This window comes from Bacillus bingmayongensis, from assembly GCF_000299035.1.
GTDB classification, from domain to species: Bacteria; Bacillota; Bacilli; order Bacillales; family Bacillaceae_G; genus Bacillus_A; species Bacillus_A bingmayongensis.
On record NZ_JH921518.1, the window covers coordinates 565,004 to 587,951 of the forward strand.

Below are 22,948 nucleotides of genomic sequence, written 5' to 3' on the forward strand. Positions count from 1 at the left end.
AAGACCCCCACTCATTTTCTCCTTTTGGTTTCACTTGGCATGGGGCTCAAAAAAGATCTGACCGCTTCTATCCACGACCGGATCCTCTCTCCCTCCTAAAAAATAGTTTTCTTCCAATCTTATATTAATATTTGTGTAACATCTTTGTTTGATAGTCCGTTTCGTAATACTCCAGCTCCTCACGCATTGTTTGAAACTTACCTTCTAATTCTTGCATTACTTTTTCAATTGAGCGAGGTGGTACTTGTTGAAAAGCAATGGAATTTTTCCCTGTATATGCCGAGCGACTATTTTCATACCACTGATCACTTTTTGGTGAGAAAAATTCAGCAATTACTTGATGATAGATTTTATATAATGTTTTTTCGGCAGCCGTTTTTCGAAATGGTTGACTACTCAATAAAACAAGGCACGCATCCAATCCTTCTTCGCAAAATACAAGTAATCGTCTTAAAGATGATAATAAACCTTCATAATAATATTTATTACCTCCTGGTGACTCTTCTAATAAAGAAGGTAATGTATGATAATTTACAAAATCAGTCATTAAAGCAATAACTCCTTCTAAAAATTCAGAAACTTGATGGGTTTGATTTTCAACCATTGAATTAGACATATCCTTTTCTCTCCTTTGCCATTTTACGCTATTTCTACTTTTTTATTTTTATGTAACTCAGCCATTATGTTTTGTACTTTTACCACTGTTTTATCATCAAAATATTTTTGAAAATCCTCTATTACATTAATATATACACGTTTTTGTCCACGAAGTTCTTTATTTTTAACAAAACAAGCTAATGCAACGATATCACGTAAATATATGTCTTGTTCTTCTATTTTAAAAACTGGATTTCCTTCAAACAGAGTAATTTCTTGTAAAATTTCTTCAAAATAACGGACATATAATACAGAAAATGTTTTTTTTGTTCACCCAAAATATAAGTTACTTCAGATCGATTAAAGAAATCTTCTGATGTATTAGGTTGTGCTTTTTCTAGCTCATAGCCTGCGTAACCTATTATAACCATCCACTTTCCCTCTCTTCCTTATTTTGTTTTATTTTAACGCATTTTTCTGAATAAACAAAACTTTAATCCTTCATTAATTCTTAACAAAATATGATATTTCCATATTTATATAAAAAATAGTTTTTATATCCTGCGATTTACCTTTTTATTTTTCATGAAGTTTGTCATAATAAGAATATTGTCTCAGTTTTCTTATGCAAGGAGAGTTGTATTTATGTCGTTTTCGTGGAAACGTTTCTTACAAGTTGGAAAAATTATTTTCCCATTTGTTGTCTTGACAATTGTATTCTTTCAAGCTCGGAAAGAATTGTCAGGTATTTCATTTCGAGAAGCAATTGAAACAATTAAAAACATTCCGACTGGAGGAGTCTTTTTATCTATTACGCTCGGTGCATTTGCTGTTTCAACAATGTTCTTTTATGACTTTGTTATGCTCCGCTATTTAAAAGCAGATGTACCTGTTCAAAAGATTTTTCGTGTTTCATGGACTGCCAACACTTTAAATGGATTTCTTGGCTTTGGTGGCCTTGTTGGAGCGGGTGTACGAACAATGTTATATCGGCCCCACGTAAAAGAGAATGGTAAACTTATCAAAAGTATCGCTTGGATGACAACCGCCTTTATTAATGGATTAGCTCTTCTCTCATTCCTCGGTCTTATCGGAATACTAGATACACGTTTTATTCTGCATGAAAAGCCTTGGCTATGGCCTGTACTCGTCTTCTTCGCTCTTTTTGTACCGATATATATCGGGTTTTCTAAACTGAAAAATCGAAAACAAAAAACCGTAGAAGGACAAGAGGAAGAGAAAAACCCAACCGTTTTATACTCCATTGTTTCTTTAGTGGAATGGCTATCTGCCGGTATCGTCATGTATGTTATTTTAATGTTATTTGGAATTGAGATTGATTTCCGGAAGTTTTTAGGGGTTTATGTCATTGCGGCTTTAGCTGGCGTTGTTAGTCTTGTACCAGGTGGCCTTGGTTCATTTGATCTTGTCTTTTTGACTGGTTTAGGACAATACGGTATTGATACAGGCGTATTACTACCCGCTATGTTACTATACCGCCTTGTATACTATATTTTACCATTTTGCCTCGGTTTAATTTTTGCAGCTTTTGAAATGACAGGAGCCGCTCTTAAAAAGATTGAAGATAAGCCATTTATCGCACCTGCTTTAGAAACAACAGGTGTCATTTGGACATTGCAACGTGATTTTTTAGGAAAACTAGGATCATGGGCATCCGCTGCATTAACTGTTTTTGCCGGCTTAATGGTTATCTTATCCACCATTTTACCGACAAGTATAAACCGTGCTCACGCGTTACATATTTTAGCTCCAAAACATCTCATTCAATTTTCTTTTAGTTTATCTTTAACATTTGGTATCCTTCTTCTTATTCTATCAAGAGGGATTTACTACGGAACGAAACGCTCCTACTATATGACAATTATTTCTTTAAGTGGAGCAGCAATCTTTAACACATTAAAAGGAATTGATATTGAAGAGACTTTTATTTTATTAATTGTACTTGCAGTATTATATATGCTTCGCAAAAGATTTGTGCGTGAGAAAATGGAAGTGTCACTCTCTGATGTAGTCAAAGTATTTATATTTTTACTATTAACATTATACTTGTACAAAAACTTAGGCATCCTATTCGCAGGAGCAAAAGAAGCTTTTAAACCGGACTTTGTTGTTCGTAACATTACACAAGTAAAACGCAGTGCACTTGCAGCTGCTTTCTTTGTCCCAACCTTTTTACTTATCGGTTCCCTTATTGCGAATCGCTACCGTAGCGTATTTCCTGGGCAACCAGCAAACGATAAACGTTTGCAAAACTTCTTAGATGAATATGGTGGAAATGTACTAAGTCATTTAGGTTTTTTAGGAGATAAACAATTCTTCTTCAGTAGTGATGGAAAAGCACTTCTTTTATTTTCAACAACAGGAAAACGACTTGTGGTACTTGGCGATCCAATTGGAGATCCGTCTTCTTTCCGCATAGTACTACAAGAATTTTTAGCTGAAGCAGATCGATTCGGATATATTTGCGTTTTCTATCAAATTGAAAGCAAATGGATGAGCTTATATCATGATTTTGGCTATAACTTCTTTAAACTGGGTGAAGAGGCTGTTGTTGATTTAAATACGTTTACTATATCAGGTAAAAAACGTGCTGGATTACGTGCAACTTTTAACCGTTTTGAGCGTGAAGGTTATACATTTTCCATTCATCAACCACCATTTTCAGACGAGTTATATGAGGAATTAAAAAAAGTTTCAGATGCTTGGCTTGGAGGAAAAAAAGAAAAAAGCTTTTCTCTTGGATACTTTGATTGTAACTATATAAATCGTGCCCCTATTGCAACTTTATCTGATGCTGAAGGAAAAATCATCGCATTTACCACATTTATGCCCGTTTACCAAACTGGTGAACTTTCTGTTGATTTAATGCGCTATTACCCGGGTGCACCCGGTGGGATTATGGATGCGATTTTCATCCATTTATTCCAATGGGCAAAAGAAAACGATTATCATTCTTTCAATATCGGTATGGCTCCGCTCTCTAATGTTGGTTTATCCACACAATCCTTCTGGTCTGAGCGCGTCGCTGCAGCAATTTTCAATAATGTTCGTTATACGTATAGTTTTAGCGGTTTACGGCATTTTAAAGAAAAATATAAACCAACTTGGAGCGGGAAATATTTAGCATTCCGAAAAAATCATTCCTTGCCAATTACAATGCTTGCCGTAACAAAATTAATAGGAAAACGAAAAAGCAGTTAGCATCACTAGCTGCTTTTTCGTTTCTGAACTTGGAGTATAAACTCTTTTCCATACTTTTTTCCGTTTATATAAAATGTGCCCCATATTTTATACGTCCCTTCTTCTGGGAATGTAATACGATATTGCAGTTCCTCTTCTTCATTTACAGGGACTGCATATAAAAAATGTTCTCGTTTTTCATCGACTATATAAAGTGACCCCTGTTCTCCAGTGCCCGAGCTAAATTTCACACTTTCTCCTTTCTTCATTTGCAGGTGAAATGTCAGTGTAGCTGCTTCATTTGGATGTAACGCTCCAAATAATAACGACATTTGGTAATCGCCAATTTTTTTTGTAAGCACTGTGTCTTCTATTAAATTCTTTTGCTTCTTCTCTTTTTCCTCTCCCCCAAAATTCTTCTTAGAAAAAGACCGTTCTGTTTTACCATGATCCTCATATAAGAAAACTGTATAAGCTTTATCTTTCGTTCCGCTTGAAGACAGCTTATAAGAACCCTTTCCAGCAAATGCAGGGGTGATTTGCTGAATTCCCTTTAACTGCTCGTCCACAATAATAGCTCTAATACGATCATTAACTCCACGAATTTCGTTGTTATTCTTATTAAACAGTTGAAATGTAATATCTGTTTTTTCATTTCCCTTTCTATTTTTTATATCCCATTTTACTTCTTGAATGTTCCCTGCTGTTTCTGTCGTTCCTTTATACTTTTGCATGTAAAAACCACCAGCTACAATAAGTAGTAAAGCAATTAGCCCAATGACAAGATTTTTCAAACAATCACCTGCCGTACTTTTTATAAATCATGAGACAATTATTACACCTATCCCTGTAAACGGAATATTGTTATGAATCCATTCTATGTTTTGTATAAGAATCCTCTATAAAATAAAGGAAAACGTTCACCAAAAGAAAAATTCACCATAAATAGTGAATTAAATAACAAACTATTGAAAACAGTATATCCTGTATATACTACAAACAAGAAAAAGATTTTAACTAACTTTGGATTAACTTAGGTGGTGAGTAGTTCACTTGGTAGGATTCCTAGTGTATAATGCAAATGATGTTGATTTATATCTATACATAACAAGGAGGATTTTTATGAGCGTTCATATTGAAGCAAAACAAGGTGAAATTGCTGAATCTATCTTACTACCTGGCGATCCACTACGCGCAAAATATATTGCAGAAACATTTTTAGAGGATGTAACTTGCTATAACAATGTACGGGGTATGTTAGGGTTCACTGGAACTTATAAAGGAAAACGCGTCTCTGTTCAAGGGACAGGCATGGGTGTTCCTTCTATTTCTATTTATGTCAACGAATTAATCCAAAGCTATGGAGTGAAAAATTTAATTCGCGTAGGTACATGTGGCGCAATTCAAAAAGATGTAAAAGTACGTGACGTAATTATTGCAATGACGGCTTGTACAGACTCTAACATGAACCGTTTAACATTCCCTGGATTTGATTTTGCACCAGCTGCAAACTTTGATCTTTTAAAGAAAGCATATGATGCAGGAACAGCAAAAGGACTACACGTTCGTGTTGGTAATGTTTTAACGGCAGATGTATTCTATCGTGAAAGCATGGACATGGTGAAAAAACTTGGCGAATACGGTGTTTTAGCTGTAGAAATGGAAACAACTGCTCTTTACACATTAGCAGCGAAATACGGTGTAAATGCATTATCTGTATTAACAGTAAGTGATCACATCTTCACTGGAGAAGAGACAACATCTGAAGAACGTCAAACTACATTTAACGAAATGATTGAAATCGCTTTAGACGCGGCAATTCAACAATAATACATAAAAGGACTTGTCATACGTCTGGCGAGTTCTTTTCTATTGTTTTCTAAATTAAATAATTACCTTATATGACTTTTTATAAAAAACTCCTCCAGATAGAGACAGATTTTCAGTCTCTACTTTCTTTTATCGTTTGTTATAATAAAGAAAATATTTATGCTAGTATTCTTTTGTGAGGTGAAGAAGTGAAAAAAAGAAGTATTGTCTTTAAACTATTTTTATTAACATCAACATTATTTACTGTTACCTTCCTCCTTTTTTTCCTTGGACAATCATTGTTTTTAGAAAAATTTTATATCAATAAAAAAGTTCAAACCGTCCAAACTGCTTTTGAAAAGTTTATATCAAGTTATGAAAAGAGTAACGGGACATTTGAGGAAATAAGAAAACTCAAACAAGAATTTCACGAAAAAACAAATGCTGAGGTCGTTTTATTAGATCCAAATGGAATTATAAAAGATGAAAATAATTACTATATTGAAATTGTAGATGAATCCAATAAATCGTATTCCATTCCACTGAACAATATTTTAACGAACGATGAATATACTAAATTTATGAATTTACAGTTAAAAAATAATGATATCATTCTTATAGATGGAATTTTAAAAAAAGACGTAATTATACCTGTTACCATTACGACACGTTATAATTCATGGCAAAATGATAACATCATCTCTGACTTTAAATTATTCGATATTGATTGGGCAAGCGCTAAGAAAAACAAATATGTAAAAGATACAAGACTTGGCATCCATACATTTAAGGGGGTTGTATCAAAAATACACCTTCCTTCCAAAAACGACCTTCGTCTCGCAAATAATTTAGAAACATTACAAGGCATTCAGCACTGGGAACTATCCGTAATGCTAGGTAAAACAAATTCAAATGAATTAACAACATTTACAATCGGAGAAGAGGAAAATGGAAAAAGCCAAATTTTTGTAAAGCCAGTCATCGAAAACCGTAAAGTTAAAGAATTTGCTTTTGCGATGACCTCCTTACAGCCTGTTAATGAAGCAATGCTCGTTTTAAAAGATTATTACGTCTATGCTTTAATTATCGTATTTCTTGTTATTATTTTATTATCCTTTTATTATTCAAAAATTATTGTTAAACCGCTTATTAAAATGAATCGAGTTACAAAAAAAATGGCTAATTTTGATTTCACTGAAAAGTTACCAGTTTCAGCAGATGATGAAATTGGCGGTTTATCTAGCAGTATCAATACATTATCTGTAAACTTAAAAGATCGAATAGATCGATTAAACGTTGCAAATACAAAATTACAACAAGATATTGAACGTGAACGCCAATTAGAAAAGACTCGAAAAGAATTTATTTCTGGTGTATCCCATGAATTAAAAACACCACTAAGTGTTATTAGAAGCTTTGCAGAAGGTATTAAAGATGGCGTCAGCAAAGATAACACATACTATACAGATGTTATTTTAGAGGAAACTGAAAACATGAATCGACTCATCGTCGAAATGCTAGAACTGGCGAAACTAGAATCTGGCACGTATAAATTAGAGATGGACCCTTTTTCACTTGGTGAGCTTGTTCAACAAGTATATACAAAGCTTTTATTTAGTATGGAAGAAAAACAATTACAAGTAGAAATCGATGCAAATCCTTCTATATATGTCAAAGCAAATCGCAACCGCATTGAACAAGTTGTTGTGAATTTACTCAGCAACGCAATTCGCTATACACCTGACGGGAAAGAAATTCGTATTCGTGTTATAGAACATGAAGACAAAGTAAAAGTAGAAATTGAGAACACTGGTAATCCAATCCCAGATGAAAGTTTACAAAAAATATGGGATCGCTTCTACCGTCTAGATGCCTCCCGTAGCCGTCATACTGGGGGTACCGGACTTGGTCTATCGATTGTCAAAAACATTTTAGAGCTTCATCACGCCGAATATGGTGTGTATAATACCAATGATAGTGTCGTTTTTTATTTTGATTTACAAAAAGTAAAAGAAGTCAAATAATTTGTCTTAATTTCACGAGGAGTTCACATGAAATTCACACTCTCCCTTTATAGTAGTAAACAAGTTAATCCTTTCCTTTACACATATAACAGAGGAGAGTGCGTGAAATGAAACAAGCAGGACAACCTATTCAAAACGAAAAACAATTAGAAAAAATCAAAAATATACTTTTACAATCTTCGAAACGTGATGGCTTATTATTCGTATTAGCTGTAAATTCTGGCCTAAAAGTAAGTGAGATTTTACAATTAAAAGTCGGTGATGTCATCGATGAAAATGAGAATGTTCGTCACTCCATTTTATTTTACAATGAAAAAGTAAAAAAACATAAATGGTTTGCTGTAAACGAAGACTTACAGCATGCAATCGAAGATTACATGAGAGAACGTAAAACGTGGAAACGAAGTGAACCATTGTTAAAGTCACAAAAAGGAACAAAATCCATTACAAGACAGCATGCATGGTATATTTTAAACAAAGCTGCAAAAGAAGTTGGTTTAGAAGGGATTAGCTCACATACACTTCGAAAAACTTGGGGATATTGTGCATACAAATCTGGTGTTGATATTGCATTTTTACAACACTTCTTTGATCATAGTACCCCATCAAAAACTTTAAAATATATCGGTATTGCATAAAAAACAAGTATGGTTCTTATACATAAAAAAGGTTACCAAGTTTAAAGTTGGTAACCTTTTTTATGTTTCATTTTCTCTTTCCTTGTTTCTCCTATTTTGTAGTGGTACTCTAGTAATAAGGGGGAGAAATTATGAACACATTAACAATTGAATTACCAAAAGAAACGGTAGAAAAGCTTGGATTGTTAAAACAAGCCTATCAAAAGAAAACAGGTGCTACCATTTCAGAAAGTACACTCGTTCAATCTCTTATCTCAAGAGAGTTTATTCAAGAAATAACTCCATTTGATTTACAACAATATGTAACTGAAAAAGAACAGCTCTAGTAGCTGTTCTTTTTCAATTTCTTCTCTTTCTGCATTCATAATCCATTATATATTACTCTCACTTCTTATCTAGATTCTTATTTTCATTTACATCTGCAGAATTAAATACTTTTTTATTTTATTTCTGAAAAACCATTGACAATGATAATGATAACCATTATCATTTATTATGAAGCCAACAATTGATGAATCAACCAAACGCTCAGTAACATTGTTACCCCTCTTTTTCATATAGAAAAACACTGTACATTCCCCCTGTTTGTACAGTGTTTTTCTTTTTATCCCGCTATTCGTGAACAGTAATCCTCCACTGATTAAAGTTTCAATTTATATTTATTCAAATAAATTGAGCTGTTCCGGCTTTGGTTCTCCATATGTAATATTCATCATTTCCATGAGTTGCTTTGCATTATCCGCAGCATCTCCGCCTGAATTATTGTTAAATAATACATATATGTTCTTTGTCTTCTTCTGTAATTTCTCTAATCGTTCCACCCATTCTTCAAGCTCTTTTTTATTGTAGCGATATAAGCAGCGAACTGCTCGCCAATTTTCTCCTTTATCAAGCCATCCATGAATATTGCGACCATGAAAGCGTATCAGTGCCATTTCAGAATGTGTTGCTTCTAATACAAGTGGAACAGAACCAATTCCAGCTTGTGGTTCATCACAAATCGTATGAATCCATTTTTCCTGTTCTAAAAATTGTAATGTTTTATCATGCATATTGGGATTAAACCACGTTTGATTTCGGAATTCTATGGCACACGGCAATTCTTCCATTTTTTCTTTTGTATAACGAAGTAAATCTACATTTTTCTTCTGACAATCAAACCAAGGTGGGTATTGGAATAATATCGTCTTTAATTTATGTGCTTCTTGAAGCGGAACAATCGATTGTTTAAATGTTTCAAACATCTCATCAATATTTGAAAATGGAATCTCTCCTTGCATATGTCCCGTCATCCCTTGATACGCTTTAACAACAAACGAAAAATCTTTTGGTGTTTCCGTGGCCCATTTCATATAATTTCGAACTGGTTGCATGGCATAAAACGAACTATCGACTTCAACAATAGGAAAATATTCACTATATGTTCGCAATTTATTTCTATTTTCATAGGAATCTGTATATAAAGAATCGTGATCTCCCCAACCTGTTAAACCAATTGAAATCAACTTTATTCCTCCTTATCTCGTTTCTGTCAATCAGTACATACCTAATTAGCGAAAACAAATACTTCAGCCTACTTAACAAAGTTTCAACTTTCTTCAAGAGCATCTTTATAAAATATGATATACTAGATGGAAGAATTTTTAAATTGAGGAGTTATTTATTTATGATTCAAGAGGATACTACTTTATCTCATGAAAAGCAAATAAAAAAATTAGAAAAAAAAGTACAGTTTTATGAGCAGTTGGTCAATCAATTACCACATCATTTTACATATGAAAACTCACAACTAGGTTTACAGTTACATAAAAAAGGGACTTCTCATTCCATTAATCGCATACCACAAAAAGATATAGAACCAAATTTTGTACTAACTTGCGATTCCTTATTTCTATTTGAGCAACTTGAAAAGCACTTTGTTCATATTTTTGATGCATTTTCACATCATGTCACTTTCATTGACAATAGAGGTATTATTACATTATGCAACCAATCTGCAGCAGATGATTTCGGAATATCACGGAGCGATATCATTGGCAAACCAATTCAAAAGTTATTAAACTTACCTGAAGAAAAAATTAAAGCTTTAGAAACATTACGGAGTGGAAAAGAAATCTATAATGAAGAAGTTCTAGATCAGAACTATGGGATTTGCAATAATCGTATCATTCGCGATTACAACGGAGAAATTTTCCGTGTTATCAGTGTTTTTCATTATCTAAATACCGAGCGTGATGCTGAAAAACTCGCATTAGCTGGTCGAATTGCAGCTGGAATTGCACATGAAGTTCGTAATCCACTTACAACAGTACGTGGTTATTTACAATTTTTACAAGAAAGTGTTTCACCTTCTAATAAAGAACTTTTTCAAAATCTACTCATTCCTGAACTAGATCGTGCAAATAGTATTATCACTAAATTTTTATCTATTTCAAAAGCACACAAATTTAAAAGAGAACCGTTTCCCATCAATACTTTTTTACGTGAATATATCCAACAGCTTCTAGCTAGTGAAGTATTTTTGCATAACATTTCTATTGAATATAAATTATCTCCCGAATTAGAAGACATACTAGTGAATATTGATCGACATGAGCTCATTCAAGTTTTCCTAAACTTATTTCAAAATGCTGTTGATGCAAAAAGTGATAAACCTTTATCTATCCAAATCACTAGTCATCGCTTAGATAATTTTGCTCGCATTACTTTTCAAGATAATGGAACCGGTATTCCTCCAGCGATTCAAGAATATATATTTGATCCATTCTTCTCTACAAAAGATGCAGGAACTGGACTCGGATTATCCGTAACAAGAAAAATCATTCAAAATCACAATGGAACTTTAAAAGTTTCTAGTAATGAAAATGGTACAACATTTATCATCTCAATTCCATTAACACAAAAAAGGGCGGGCTTATAGTATTTTCCTAAAAGTAAAGGGAAACTTCCATCAGTGGGGATGAAGCCCCACTGATATAATTAAGTTAATATATTTAAAATATACAATTCATTAACTTTCAGCACACTTCCTAAGCTCTTCACCAATCGGTCCCCTCGCCACTATGTATTACAATTCCTTTTCCTCTTTCATGAGAAATACCATAAAACTTCATTAGGTTCGATGTCTCTTCAACTGTTTCACTTCTTTCAATATATCAATATAACCACTCTAGCTGTAAGCGCACGCTTACACAATGTCTCTTCCTCTATTCCAAACTCAGTATACACAGTAAGAAATAACTAGCGACTATCCATTCTATATATATTCATTTTGATTTTCCGACATATAAGTCACGGCTATGAAAATAAAAAGAGATTTCCACTCGTTTTCTCCTTTTGGTTTCACACGGCATGGGGCTAAAAAAGGAACTGACCGCTTCTATGCATGGACGGATACTCTCTCCCACCTAAAAGGAAAGGTTTTATCTCGGTTTTTCAATCTGTCTATATGTGAAATACTTAATTTCCTTCTTTACGTTTCTTTACTTCAAATTTACTCTAGCTTAACGCTTATTTTGTATGATAGATAATGAAGACAATGATATGAAAGAGGGATGAAAATGAAAGTCTTATTATCAATACGCTTTTGGATCGCCCTTATGTCATGCATAATTTTATGTTCAGGACTCTTTTTGACTTTAGAATACACTACTACATCAAAAGCAGCAGAAAATAGTGATATAGCTCCATATGAGCTATTATATGCAAAACCAAATACAGTACCCCAATCATCTTTGTCATCTAAAGAAAAAAGAGTTATCAAAGGAATGATTATTACAGAAGCTTCTTCCCATCATGATCTGGATCGGATTGCAAAAAAAATTAAAGAACAGTATAAAAACCAGAAAATCGATGAAATCATATTATCGATTCACAACAAAAATACTGGAAAATACGAAGAAGACCTACCTTATGAGCCACTCAGCAAAGGAACAATTTCCATTATTTATAATTCACAATCTCATTCCAACGCAATCGTTCGTCTCAATGAATAGTACTACACCTACTGAAAAAAGTTTCACTTTATAAAAAATCGAGGCCACTGAAAAACTTACGTTTTTCAGTGGCCTTATAATCATTCGCCTCTTTTGATTTTTACAAAAATGGAATCCACTCTTTTACTTTATCAACCCACTCTTTCTGTTGTTCTCTTCTCTGTTTTTCTTCCTCTTTTCTTCTTTTTTCTTCTGCAATAGTCTTTAATTGTTTTGAATAGTCAGCCTCTGAGATAAGTGACAAATGAAATGCTTTTTGAGTAGGATTTCCGGTAGCTTTTTTCATAATATCTCGAAACATTGTCGTTGTAATTTGACTACCACCTGGAACGTAATGCTCGCTATCTGTTTTATCATATCCTACCCAAATTGCGCCAACAAGATCCGGAGTATAACCAACAAACCATGAGTCTTTTGCTCCGCTGCTTGGACCATCTACAAGCTGCGTGGTTCCTGTTTTCCCAGCAGTATCAATATTTTTCACCTTTGCTTTTTCGCCTGTTCCTTTTTCAACAACGCCTTTTAATAAATACGTCATTTTTTGAGCAACCTTTTCACTTGTTACACGGGTTTCTTTTTTATACCATTTCCCTACTATTTCTCCTTCAGCATTCTGTATTTCACGAATTGCATGCCCTTCAATTTGTACTCCATCATTTGCAAGTGTTGCATAAGCCTGAGCCATTACAAATGGAGAAGTTCCATTATGCATTCCCCCTAAAGCAATAGGGAGCGTACGGTCTTCTTCCTGCAAGGGAATACCGAAACGCTCTAATGACTTCAAACCTTTTTCTAATCCAATTTGTTCTAACAGCCAAACAGCTGAGACGTTATAAGACCTTGCAACCGCTTCATACATGGTAACATCCCCATGAAAAGTATGATCACTATTTTGAGGCGTATAATCCTTTATATGAAGTGGCTCATCTTTTAAAATATCATACACTTCATAGCCTTGCTCTAGTGCTGGTACATATACTGCAAGAGGTTTTAATGTTGAACCAGGTTGTCTTTTTAATTGCGTTGCATGATTAAATTGTAGAAATTGATACGTCCCTCTCCCGCCGACTAGTGCGGGTACACCACCAGTTTTCGGGTCCATCAAAACAATTCCTGTTTGCATAAGCTGATCAGCATTACTTCCTTGGAAATACTTATCGTTATTCACAACATCTTCTACTGCTTGTTGCTTTTTTGGATCCAGTTCTGTATAAATACGATATCCACCAGCTAAAATTTCATTTTGGGTCAATTCATATTTCTCCATTGCCTCTCGGACAATATAATCTACATACTGTGAATATTCCCCTTTATATTTATCATCAACACCTCGGCGTAATACAAGGCCTGTTTCTTGCTCCTTCTTGTATTGATTTTCTGTAATATAACCTTGCTCTTTCATTAAAGCTAAAACAACATTACGTCTTTCAATTGACTTATTAAAATTTTTATATGGTGAATAGGTTGATGGTGCCTTAATTAATCCTGCTATTGTCGCCGCTTCTGCTATTGTTAAATCCTTTACTTCTTTATCGAAATATGATTTAGCCGCTTTTTTTACACCCCAAGCTCCTTCACCAAAATAAATTTGATTCATATACATTTCAATAATTTCATCTTTTGTATACGTACGTTCTATTTTTTTTGTAAGAAAATACTCTTTAAATTTGCGCGAGAATGTACGTTCTTGCGTTAAAAACACATTTTTGGCAAGCTGTTGTGTAATCGTGCTACCTCCAGCCACCACTTCCCCAGCAGTAATATTCTTTATTATTGCACTCATAATCCCACTATAGTAAATACCACGGTGACTATAAAATTTCTTATCCTCTACTGCTACAATCGCTTGAATCATAATATCAGGGATATCTTTTCTTTTAATCCCTTCCGTCTTGGAAGAAGATAGCTTTGCTGCCACTTCTTTATTTGCATCATAAATAAGTGTTGGCTGCGGAACAGCCTGTTTTAATGCAGATATGTCTTGAATGGAGATCATTATATTTACCGCAATAAATAGGGTAACGAAAAAAACGCCAAAAATTAATAATATATTGCGCAGTTTTTTCCTCTTGTTGAACCACTCAAGCATTTTCTTGAAATGAGTGTTGTTCAATTTCATTTATTCACTTCCTTCATTTATTTACACTTCCGTTAGAAAAAGGAAGAAACTCTCTCCTTTTAAATTTATTATAATAACGCAATAGTTCGTCAAGTGTAAAGTATTTCTTTCACATTCATACTTTTTACAAGAAGAGGACATTCTACAAGTAAGATATTCATTAGTCTTTAGTAATATTATTAATGCATCAATATGTATTATGTTAAGTTTTTGTAAACTTTTCGATAAAATGTTTTAAAAAACGACAGTTTTTTGTTAGAATTGACTAGCCAATATATTTTACATATATTACTTTATCGTGGGGGTAACAATAATGGTCTTTAAATCTAAAAAAGATAAATTTTCTGAAATGTTAATGAATGTTTCTGAAAATTTAAAAGAAGGCGCGCAGTTTTTCGTGGAGTATAAAATTAAAAATGCTAGCGATTTAAAAGAATTTTCTATGCGCATGAAAGAATATGAGTCAAAAGGTGACTCGTTTATTCACGAAATCATTATGGAGCTAAACAAAGCGTTTATTACTCCTATTGAACGTGAAGACATCCTACAGCTTGCAATGAGTATGGATGATGTATTAGACGGATTAGATCACAGTGCTGGTCTATTCGAAATGTATTCTATTACAGAAGCTGATGAATACATGATTAAATTCGTAGAAGCAATTAATCAATGTGCGATTGAAATTGCAAACTCTGTTGAACTAATGTCTAACAAAAAATTAGTCGACATTCGTACAAATGCGATTAAGATTAAGGATTACGAGTCACAATGTGATGATATTCGTCGTCATGCGATTAAGCACTTATTCTCTCGTGAAAAAGATCCGATTAAAATTATTCAATTTAAAGAGATTTACGAAGAGCTTGAAGAAGTAGCTGATAGCTGTCAAAGCGTTGCAAACGTATTAGAAACAATTATTATGAAGAACGCGTAAGGAGTTTGATCATGGATACACTCTTGATACTGACTGTTTTAGTAGTCATTTGCGCTTTAGCTTTTGACTTTATCAATGGATTTCACGATACAGCAAACGCTATTGCAACAGCTGTTTCGACGAAAGCTCTAAAGCCTAGACATGCAATTATTATGGCAGCTATTATGAACTTTTTAGGTGCAATGACATTTACAGGTGTAGCAAAAACGATTACAAAAGATATCGTTGACCCATTTGCCTTACCAAATGGCTCCCTTGTAATTTTAGCTGCTTTGCTTGCGGCAATAGCTTGGAATTTGATCACTTGGTATTATGGTATTCCAAGTAGTTCTTCGCATGCAATCATTGGCTCAATCGCAGGTGCAGCAATTGCTGCTGCTGGTTTTAGCTCGTTAAATTTTAAAGGGTTCATAAAAATTCTTGAAGCTTTAATCATTTCACCAATCGTTGCATTTGTTATTGGTTTTATCGTGTATAGTATTTTTAAAGTTGTCTTTAAAAACTTTAACTTAACGAAAACAAATCAAAATTTCCGTTTATTCCAAGTGTTTACCGCAGCATTACAAGCTTATACACATGGTACGAATGATGCACAAAAAGCAATGGGAATCATTACGATGGCTCTTATGGCAAATAACTATCATACTTCTAGCGATATCCCGTTCTGGGTACAATTATCTTGTGCGATCGCAATGGGGCTTGGTACTTCTGTCGGTGGATGGAAAATTATTAAAACTGTCGGTGGACAAATTATGAAAATTCGTCCTGTAAACGGGGTAGCTGCCGATTTATCATCATCACTTGTTATTTTTGGCGCAACATTTATTCATTTACCAGTTAGTACAACGCACGTTATCTCTTCTTCTATTTTAGGGGTAGGTGCATCACATCGTGTAAAAGGTGTAAAATGGGGAACTGCAAAACGTATGTTAATTACATGGGTAATTACACTTCCAATTTCAGCTTCTTTAGCTGCTTTATTCTATTACCTATTACATTTAATTTTCTAATCAAAAGTCGTCTTCCTTATTTTTCTAGGAAGACGACTTTTTTGTGAACAATCTTATTTCCTTTCAAAAAGTGTGTATAATAAATGTTGTATTAGTTATACAGGGGAGTTGGCAATTTTGGAATACATCATGTTACTTTTCATTGGATTAATCGCAGGAACAGTCGGAAGCCTAGTAGGACTTGGTGGGGGAATTATCATTGTACCTTTACTGATTGGACTGCATAGTTTATCACCACAGCTCGCAGTTGGAACATCAATGGTGACCGTAGTTTTCACTGGTCTCTCCTCTACTCTTACTTATATGAAACATAAGCGAGTAGATTATAAAAGTGGACTTATTTTATTTGTAGGGAGCGGTCCTGGAGGTATTATTGGATCGTGGGCAAACAAATTTTTGAATCAGGATTCTTTCTCTTTATACTTTGGAATTTTCCTTATTTTTGTATCTATTCTTCTCTTGTTACGTGATAAATTGAAACCTCTTTCCCTCTCAAATGCAACTGTTATTAAACGAACTTTCACAGATGCTGAAGGTAAAACTGTTCATTATCAATTCCCACCGTTTCTCTCCATTATTATCGCATTTGCAGTTGGTTTCATATCTGGATTATTTGGAATTGGTGGCGGTGCACTGCTCGTTCCAGCAATGATGCTTCTTTTTGTATTTCCTGCACAAATTGCTGTTGCAACTTCAATGTTTATTGTCTTTTTATCAGCAATTGTAAGTTCTTTGACTCATATTTCTCTTGGAAATGTTAGCTGGATCTATGCATTGATTCTTATTCCAGGTGCTTGGATTGGTGGAAAAATCGGAGCTTACATTAATACAAAATTAAGCGGTAATGCGATTATTAATTTATTACGTATTACATTGATTATTCTTGGAACTAGATTAATTATTACTTCATTTCTATAACGCGTTCTTTTTAGAATGCGTTTTTTTATACGCAAGAATATAAAAATGTCCCTAACACGACACATAATACTGCACACACACATAACAACATTAAATTTGAAATATTTAATCTGTTCAAGTTGATCACTCCTATAGCTGTGGCTGTTATTCCTATCATAGCGAAAAAATAGAGACTTTGCCGTTACAAAGTGCTAACAATGCAAAAGCAATTATTACAACTCTCATCCATTTATTACATGAATTCGTATAATCTATCGATTTAACAAAAAAAGATGTCATATTGACATCTTTTTAGTGAAGGAGTGACCATCCCATAAAATCTTCATGTACTTGACGTGCTCGTTTATCATTTCTATCATACAATTCAGCATAACTATCCGTTTCTTCGTCATAAGCCATTGTATAGATAATTTGACCATCTATTTCAACTGATAGAACGACTCCACCTTTCATCTCTTCCACATGTATTACCGCATTAGCTGGAATTTTCATATCAGTCATTTTCGCATCTAACAATATACTAAACCCCCTACAGCGTATTCATTGCTAGTACTATTACACACTAAGTAGTATACTACTGTAATAGCATACATTTCGTCAATAAAATTGCTGTTTTGCGAGCTTATCTTCTTCTATATGTATATTTTTAATACGGAAACACTATAAATCTGTTAAAATGAACCAATAGGAATGCTTAAATGAGGTGCTAACATTGATTTTACATAAAGGAGACATATTATTCCGTCAAGGTGAGGAAGGACCTTTATATTTTATTAAAACTGGTCTATTGAAAGTCGTTCGGTTACAAGAAGACGGAACACCATTTTTATTTAACATTATCGTACCCGGTGAGACAATCCCTCACCATTCTTTAATTTCACCGAAAGAATATCATGGTACAGCCATCGCTTTAATTAAAACAGAGGTCGAGCCCATTGTATGTAATACATGGTACGAAAAACTACAAGAGAATCCAGAATTATATGCTGATATCGCCATGCAACTACAAACGAAATTACGAATGATGCAGCAGCGAATCGATCAATTAACAACTGTTTCTCCAAAAGAACGTCTACATCGTTTACAAGAGTGGTTTGCACTATATTTAGGGGGCATTCCCATCTACGAAATATTAACACAAACCGAAATTGGACAACTTATCGGTGTACGTCGCGAAACAGTAAATCGCTTGTTACGAGAACAAATAAAAAACGAGGTGAACTAACACCTCGTTTTTTATTTGCCTTATGCTAAGCTTGCTGCTGGTCCAAAAAATTCATAATGAATGCGTTCAGGTGAAACGCCCCATTCTACTAAAGCCTTATTAATATGCTTCATAAATGGTACTGGGCCGCAGAAATAAAATTCCGCTTCATTTGTAGGAATAATCGATTGTAACCAATCTAAATCAATGAAACCTTCTTTATCAAAGTTTTGTGCTTGTAGATCTTGTTCTGTCGGTGAAGAGTAACAAGTGTATGCTTCTACTTGCTCATAGTCGCTCTCTACTTGATGCATGTGCTCTTTCATCGCATGCACTTTGCTATTTAATGCTGCATGAACAAAGTATACCTTACGATTTGAAGCTTGCTCAATTAATGTATTTAACATACTCATCATCGGCGTAATACCAACGCCACCACTGATTAGCACAACCGGTAGATTTGAATCCATATTTAATACAAAGTCTCCCGCTGGTGCACTTAGTGGCAGGATATCTCCCTCCTGAATATGATCATGTAAATAATTAGATACCTTTCCATCCGGTGTCTCAGCACCTGTTTCTCGTTTCACACTAATGCGATAGTAGCCTTTTCCAGGAGCATCTGATAAGCTGTACTGACGATTATGTGTATATGTTTCACTATTTATTTTTATTTGAACCGTTACATACTGACCTGGTAAGAATGAAGATAACTCTTCTCCATCTTCTGGTTTTAAATAAAACGATGTAATTACGTCGCTTTCTTGCTCTTTTTTCGAAACGACAAAGTTACGGAAATCTCTCCAGCCACCCTCTTTTTTCGCTGCTTCGTCATACATTTCTGCTTCAACACTAATAAATGCATCAGCAATCACACCGTACGCTTCTCCCCAAGCATTTAACACTTCTTCTGGAGCTCCTGCAACCTCTTTAATTGCTTGTAGTAAACATGTACCTACAATTGGATAATGTTCTGCTTTAATCCCTAAACTTCTATGTTTATGAGCAATTTGTTTTACAACAGGGATAATAGCTTCTAAATTATCAATATACATCGCTGCGGCATAAACAGCATTTGCCAGTGCCTGTTGCTGTCTTCCTTTTTTCTGATTTGCATGGTTAAAAATATTTAATAACTCAGGATGTTCCGAGAACATAATTTGATAAAAGCGCGTCGTAATTTCAACACCTTTTTCTTGTAATAATGGTACTGTTGATTTTACAATTTCAATTGTTTTTTCACTTAACATTGAATTCCACTCCTCTATTTCCTTGTCTATTGTTATTGTAAATGAAGCCAAGATGGAAGGTTGTGATTTTAATCACTATAAACATGGTGTTTTTGTGAAAAATGTATGAACGATTTAGATTTAACCTTCATTACGTACTAGTAAAACACTGATTAAATGTTCACTTTATTTATTTTCCTATCTTTCCCAAAAAAAAAAAAATAAACTAGCCAATATTTTAGCTAGCTTATTACTAGATTTATAAAATTTGTTCAATCACTTTTACATCTTTTCCATTTCCAAACTCTGTATATCCCCATATATTTGTTTCACCCGTATATTTATTTACTAAAATATCCAAGTCGTGATAAACACGATGAGCATAAACTACATATTCAATCTTCCGAACCTCTATGCCTTTTTTCAATATTTCATAACTTCGTTTTACATCTTGTTTTATCTTCTCATTTTTTATCTCCCTATGTATATCTTTTAAAGACGGTTCTTGTTCTTGAAACCACTGCACTAAATGATTCCAATCCCCTTCCGTATATCTCTCAGCTTTTCCATAATTTAAGAGATTGTTATAATCTTCGTGTGTCGTGTGGATGAATTGTAATACTTTTTTCTTTTCTTCCACATTTTCTACTTGCGGCAGTGCAGATACTCCAACAGGTTTACTCGCATAATGTAACACTACTCTCATTAAACTATAGCTTGTAATGCCCATCACAATAACAATTCCAAGTATCGCCCACACTCTCTTCATATACCAAACTCCTTTTCTACCATGAATGTTACATCTATTTCTATATAACTCCTTTTTTCAATTGGTACTTATATATACTGTTATATTTGTAACATTCTCTTGCAGAAACAGAATTCCTGTATAAATACTTCCTATCATTTCGACACTTTTTTCTACACATTTCGCTGCGGCAGGTGATCTTGCAAAACAGCATACCCTTCATAAGCAGCATAACTAAGTATCGCAAGTAAGCCAATATAACAAGCAAACACTATCCATCTTGTTTTTGCATCCACTTTATAGTAGTCTTCTTGCTGTTTCTTTTCTTTTTTCCATTCGTTCATTTTTCTTTCTGATACCTCTAGTGCTTCTTTTATACGAATAGAATGCTCTTCTTTTTCATCTTCATATGGTACATAGTCAAGCGGCTCAAATTTTGGTAGTAAGTACTCTAATACTTCAATCTTTTTTCGCTCTCCTATTTCTAATTTATTCTCTTTTTCTCTTTTCTTTAGTAAATTCATTTCATGATGGATCATATAGATTGTTCGGTGAACAGCTTCTGTTTCTTGGAGCTCTTCTTGAAATTTCACAAGGTAAACCTTCATCACATCTATTTTATATCCTAATTCTTCAATTGGTTTATTTCGCTTCATTACCCTATACAGCTCCATACAACCGATTATAAAGATGAATCCCCCCATAATACTCTTAAAGAAAATAGAATATCCAAGTAATACAGCTAGACCCAATATCCAAATTTTTGTACTTACAACAGAAATAATTCGTCCCCCGTCTAGCGGAGAAACTGGAATCAAGTTAAAAAAGTTCAACATACTTCCAAGTAAAATAACAAGAGCCCAAAAGGGTTCCTTTGTTATCATATAGAGCGGAATTGCTGGTAAAAATGATAACAGTCCAAAAAAAGGACCCATATAAGCAAGGTAAGCTTCATCCTTTGCGCTTTTTGGCATCTCTTTCATTCCAATAAGGGCACCCATAAATGGAATAAAGATTGCTGGAGACGTAGGTATACCTTTTCGTTTCGCTGCCCACAAATGTCCCATTTCATGAACAAAAAGCAGATAAATCAGCGCTACACCAAATTTCCATCCATATATAGCAGCATATGCCCCAAGTGATAATAGCATACTCAATACTGTTGAGAACTTTGCGAATTTAAAAATCGCAAATACCCATTTCAACTTAGAAAGCAGAAATATTCCCACTGCCGCTACAATTCCCCATAACCCTTTTGTATTATTTTTCATCTCTCTCTCCTTCCATTTTCTTTTGCTCTTTTATGCCATATTTTTCTTTCATTGGAAACCACGTTTATTTTATCCAATTTTAGCCAAAACTAATAACGAAAGGAGGTAGAGAAAAAATGACATTACAATCTTTCATAATTAGCACCCTTTCCTTTTTAGCTTCGGCATTAATCTTTTATACCGTTGGCTATGTCTTGCTATTAGATTTGTTACCAAAGCATCTATTTATTATTCTTATTATTCTTTCTGCTCTTATGATTTCCTATCTTATTACACGAAAATCACTAAATGAGCCGTCTACAAGAACAAAATAATAGAGTGGACCTTTTAGGTTCACTCTATTATCATTTCCTAGGAAAGAGTTTAGCTATCTTTGCAAATTCATTTTTTCACCATAATCTTTTACAATTTGAATAATATTTTGAAACACGCCTACTTTTTCTTCTTTATGATTTAATACTTGTAAATCATAATCATCGTAATAAGTTTCTAATGCTTTTATTTGAGAAGCTGATACATGCTCTATTGGTACAACAATACTCACTTCATATTTTTTATATCCCTCTCTCACTTTCTCACCTTTCATCACTTCACTTGTTTTCTTTCCAATTATTTGTTGTACTTTAGCAGGAAAAGTCAATTGAAAATAGTACTCTTTTTCTTTTTCCAATGTTTTATATAAAGAATCCGAAATTGTATAAAATACTGTATAATTTATGTGCTTTTCATTTGCTTTAATGTGAAAAGCAGTAATTTGCAAATCCTTTTTTGTCACTTCTGTTAATACATTCTCTTTCGCATCATCGCTTATTGATTCAGGGACAATCGGAAGTATAGATAAAAGTTGTTCTGTATCAGATTTTGTAAGCATATACGTGTCCTTTTCATCTTGTAGCCAACCTTGGCGATCTTCTCCTCTTAACCATGCACGATATATTTTCTTCTTTCCATTGTTCTCAATTTGAATTTCGTACTCTGGCTCTCCAAAACTCCCTGTTATTTTTTGTTTCTCAGCCCTATCAATAATATCGACTACTTTTTTTGCTTCCTCTTGTTTTAAAACCTTTTCGAGCTTTCCTTTCTGCATAATTATTACTTGCATACTTTCCTGCATAGTATTCACCGTCTCTTCTACTTGTTTTTTCTCCTTTTTTTGTTCAACTTGACTACAAGATGCTAATAAAAAAAGGAATATAATTAGCAAATACTTTCTGCTCACTCCAAATCCTCCTATCTAGAACAATAAGAAAA

At 33.9% G+C, this 22,948-nt stretch carries 21 protein-coding genes and 1 pseudogene; 12 read left to right on the forward strand and 10 right to left on the reverse strand.

From position 1 onward, the window contains the following. Positions 1–124: 124 nt before the first annotated feature. On the reverse strand, positions 125–616 hold the full coding sequence (locus Y7E_RS0117460) for a DUF3907 family protein (protein ID WP_017152559.1): 492 nt from the start codon (positions 614–616) through the stop codon (positions 125–127). A gap of 23 nt (positions 617–639) precedes the next feature. Beyond that, positions 640–1,028: pseudogene (locus tag Y7E_RS30045) on the reverse strand (hypothetical protein). A gap of 214 nt (positions 1,029–1,242) precedes the next feature. On the opposite strand from Y7E_RS30045, the gene mprF reads away from it, so the two are divergent. Next, positions 1,243–3,819, forward strand: a complete 2,577-nt coding sequence (mprF, locus tag Y7E_RS0117470) for a bifunctional lysylphosphatidylglycerol flippase/synthetase MprF (protein ID WP_017152560.1) — start codon at positions 1,243–1,245, stop codon at positions 3,817–3,819. Positions 3,820–3,824: 5 nt separating this feature from the next. Here mprF and Y7E_RS0117475 read toward each other — a convergent pair whose 3' ends face one another. Then, entirely contained in the window at positions 3,825–4,592 is a 768-nt protein-coding gene (locus Y7E_RS0117475) for a hypothetical protein (RefSeq protein WP_017152561.1), read from the reverse strand. Positions 4,593–4,920: 328 nt separating this feature from the next. Between Y7E_RS0117475 and deoD the strand changes: the two genes are divergently transcribed. The 4 genes from deoD (at position 4,921) to Y7E_RS0117495 (ending at position 8,595) form a co-directional block, all read left to right on the forward strand. Then, positions 4,921–5,628, forward strand: a complete 708-nt coding sequence (deoD, locus tag Y7E_RS0117480; protein ID WP_017152562.1) for a purine-nucleoside phosphorylase — start codon at positions 4,921–4,923, stop codon at positions 5,626–5,628. Positions 5,629–5,816: 188 nt separating this feature from the next. Beyond that, positions 5,817–7,631 carry a sensor histidine kinase gene (locus Y7E_RS0117485; RefSeq protein ID WP_017152563.1) on the forward strand — a complete coding sequence of 605 codons (1,815 nt, stop codon included), beginning with the start codon at positions 5,817–5,819 and terminating at the stop codon, positions 7,629–7,631. Positions 7,632–7,738: 107 nt separating this feature from the next. Continuing rightward, positions 7,739–8,269, forward strand: coding sequence for a tyrosine-type recombinase/integrase (locus tag Y7E_RS0117490; RefSeq protein WP_017152564.1), 531 nt, complete (start codon positions 7,739–7,741; stop codon positions 8,267–8,269). A gap of 131 nt (positions 8,270–8,400) precedes the next feature. Further along, positions 8,401–8,595, forward strand: coding sequence for a DUF3924 family protein (locus Y7E_RS0117495; protein ID WP_017152565.1), 195 nt, complete (start codon positions 8,401–8,403; stop codon positions 8,593–8,595). Between the two features lie 333 nt (positions 8,596–8,928). Here the strand turns inward: Y7E_RS0117495 and Y7E_RS0117505 are convergent, their stop codons facing one another. Then, on the reverse strand, positions 8,929–9,774 hold the full coding sequence (locus Y7E_RS0117505; protein WP_017152567.1) for a DUF72 domain-containing protein: 846 nt from the start codon (positions 9,772–9,774) through the stop codon (positions 8,929–8,931). 161 nt (positions 9,775–9,935) lie between these two features. Between Y7E_RS0117505 and Y7E_RS0117510 the strand changes: the two genes are divergently transcribed. Beyond that, positions 9,936–11,189, forward strand: a complete 1,254-nt coding sequence (locus tag Y7E_RS0117510) for an ATP-binding protein (protein WP_017152568.1) — start codon at positions 9,936–9,938, stop codon at positions 11,187–11,189. A 640-nt stretch (positions 11,190–11,829) separates the two neighbouring features. Next, positions 11,830–12,264, forward strand: coding sequence for a hypothetical protein (locus Y7E_RS0117515; RefSeq protein ID WP_017152569.1), 435 nt, complete (start codon positions 11,830–11,832; stop codon positions 12,262–12,264). 100 nt (positions 12,265–12,364) lie between these two features. On the opposite strand, the gene Y7E_RS0117520 is transcribed toward Y7E_RS0117515, so the two are convergent. Beyond that, positions 12,365–14,383: a transglycosylase domain-containing protein gene (locus Y7E_RS0117520; protein WP_017152570.1), complete on the reverse strand. Its 2,019-nt coding sequence runs from the start codon at positions 14,381–14,383 to the stop codon at positions 12,365–12,367. A 313-nt stretch (positions 14,384–14,696) separates the two neighbouring features. Here Y7E_RS0117520 and Y7E_RS0117525 point away from each other — a divergent pair, with 313 nt between their 5' ends. From Y7E_RS0117525 to Y7E_RS0117535, 3 genes are all read left to right on the forward strand, one after another. Next, positions 14,697–15,317 carry a DUF47 domain-containing protein gene (locus Y7E_RS0117525; RefSeq protein ID WP_000231447.1) on the forward strand — a complete coding sequence of 207 codons (621 nt, stop codon included), beginning with the start codon at positions 14,697–14,699 and terminating at the stop codon, positions 15,315–15,317. An 11-nt stretch (positions 15,318–15,328) separates the two neighbouring features. After that, complete coding sequence (locus Y7E_RS0117530; protein ID WP_017152571.1) at positions 15,329–16,327, forward strand: inorganic phosphate transporter; 999 nt, start codon at positions 15,329–15,331, stop codon at positions 16,325–16,327. A gap of 117 nt (positions 16,328–16,444) precedes the next feature. Further along, entirely contained in the window at positions 16,445–17,245 is an 801-nt protein-coding gene (locus Y7E_RS0117535; RefSeq protein ID WP_017152572.1) for a sulfite exporter TauE/SafE family protein, read from the forward strand. 291 nt (positions 17,246–17,536) lie between these two features. On the opposite strand, the gene Y7E_RS0117540 is transcribed toward Y7E_RS0117535, so the two are convergent. Further along, positions 17,537–17,761, reverse strand: coding sequence for a hypothetical protein (locus Y7E_RS0117540; RefSeq protein ID WP_003196257.1), 225 nt, complete (start codon positions 17,759–17,761; stop codon positions 17,537–17,539). Between the two features lie 196 nt (positions 17,762–17,957). Here Y7E_RS0117540 and Y7E_RS0117545 point away from each other — a divergent pair, with 196 nt between their 5' ends. Further along, complete coding sequence (locus Y7E_RS0117545; protein WP_017152573.1) at positions 17,958–18,470, forward strand: Crp/Fnr family transcriptional regulator; 513 nt, start codon at positions 17,958–17,960, stop codon at positions 18,468–18,470. A 20-nt stretch (positions 18,471–18,490) separates the two neighbouring features. On the opposite strand, the gene hmpA is transcribed toward Y7E_RS0117545, so the two are convergent. From hmpA to Y7E_RS0117560, 3 genes are all read right to left on the reverse strand, one after another. After that, on the reverse strand, positions 18,491–19,699 hold the full coding sequence (hmpA, locus tag Y7E_RS0117550) for an NO-inducible flavohemoprotein (RefSeq protein ID WP_017152574.1): 1,209 nt from the start codon (positions 19,697–19,699) through the stop codon (positions 18,491–18,493). A gap of 238 nt (positions 19,700–19,937) precedes the next feature. Next, positions 19,938–20,447, reverse strand: a complete 510-nt coding sequence (locus tag Y7E_RS0117555) for a hypothetical protein (RefSeq protein WP_017152575.1) — start codon at positions 20,445–20,447, stop codon at positions 19,938–19,940. 152 nt (positions 20,448–20,599) lie between these two features. Further along, a complete protein-coding gene (locus Y7E_RS0117560) occupies positions 20,600–21,697 on the reverse strand; it encodes a site-2 protease family protein (RefSeq protein ID WP_017152576.1) in 1,098 nt (365 codons plus the stop codon). Positions 21,698–21,813: 116 nt separating this feature from the next. Between Y7E_RS0117560 and Y7E_RS0117565 the strand changes: the two genes are divergently transcribed. Beyond that, positions 21,814–22,011, forward strand: coding sequence for a hypothetical protein (locus tag Y7E_RS0117565; protein WP_017152577.1), 198 nt, complete (start codon positions 21,814–21,816; stop codon positions 22,009–22,011). Between the two features lie 53 nt (positions 22,012–22,064). On the opposite strand, the gene Y7E_RS0117570 is transcribed toward Y7E_RS0117565, so the two are convergent. Next, on the reverse strand, positions 22,065–22,916 hold the full coding sequence (locus Y7E_RS0117570) for a YhfM domain-containing protein (RefSeq protein ID WP_017152578.1): 852 nt from the start codon (positions 22,914–22,916) through the stop codon (positions 22,065–22,067). Positions 22,917–22,948: the final 32 nt, after the last annotated feature.

Excerpts from the sequence above, each read along its gene's own strand:
- Y7E_RS0117520 (WP_017152570.1), bottom strand. The coding sequence starts at position 14,383 with ATGAAATTGAACAACACTCATTTCAAGAAAATGCTTGAGTGGTTCAAC.
- Y7E_RS0117515 (WP_017152569.1), top strand. The coding sequence starts at position 11,830 with ATGAAAGTCTTATTATCAATACGCTTTTGGATCGCCCTTATGTCATGC.
- Y7E_RS0117525 (WP_000231447.1), top strand. The coding sequence starts at position 14,697 with ATGGTCTTTAAATCTAAAAAAGATAAATTTTCTGAAATGTTAATGAAT.
- Y7E_RS0117530 (WP_017152571.1), top strand. The coding sequence starts at position 15,329 with ATGGATACACTCTTGATACTGACTGTTTTAGTAGTCATTTGCGCTTTA.
- Y7E_RS0117495 (WP_017152565.1), top strand. The coding sequence starts at position 8,401 with ATGAACACATTAACAATTGAATTACCAAAAGAAACGGTAGAAAAGCTT.
- Y7E_RS0117490 (WP_017152564.1), top strand. The coding sequence starts at position 7,739 with ATGAAACAAGCAGGACAACCTATTCAAAACGAAAAACAATTAGAAAAA.
- mprF (WP_017152560.1), top strand. The coding sequence starts at position 1,243 with ATGTCGTTTTCGTGGAAACGTTTCTTACAAGTTGGAAAAATTATTTTC.
- Y7E_RS0117510 (WP_017152568.1), top strand. The coding sequence starts at position 9,936 with ATGATTCAAGAGGATACTACTTTATCTCATGAAAAGCAAATAAAAAAA.
- deoD (WP_017152562.1), top strand. The coding sequence starts at position 4,921 with ATGAGCGTTCATATTGAAGCAAAACAAGGTGAAATTGCTGAATCTATC.
- Y7E_RS0117555 (WP_017152575.1), bottom strand. The coding sequence starts at position 20,447 with ATGAAGAGAGTGTGGGCGATACTTGGAATTGTTATTGTGATGGGCATT.
- hmpA (WP_017152574.1), bottom strand. The coding sequence starts at position 19,699 with ATGTTAAGTGAAAAAACAATTGAAATTGTAAAATCAACAGTACCATTA.
- Y7E_RS0117560 (WP_017152576.1), bottom strand. The coding sequence starts at position 21,697 with ATGAAAAATAATACAAAAGGGTTATGGGGAATTGTAGCGGCAGTGGGA.
- Y7E_RS0117565 (WP_017152577.1), top strand. The coding sequence starts at position 21,814 with ATGACATTACAATCTTTCATAATTAGCACCCTTTCCTTTTTAGCTTCG.
- Y7E_RS0117460 (WP_017152559.1), bottom strand. The coding sequence starts at position 616 with ATGTCTAATTCAATGGTTGAAAATCAAACCCATCAAGTTTCTGAATTT.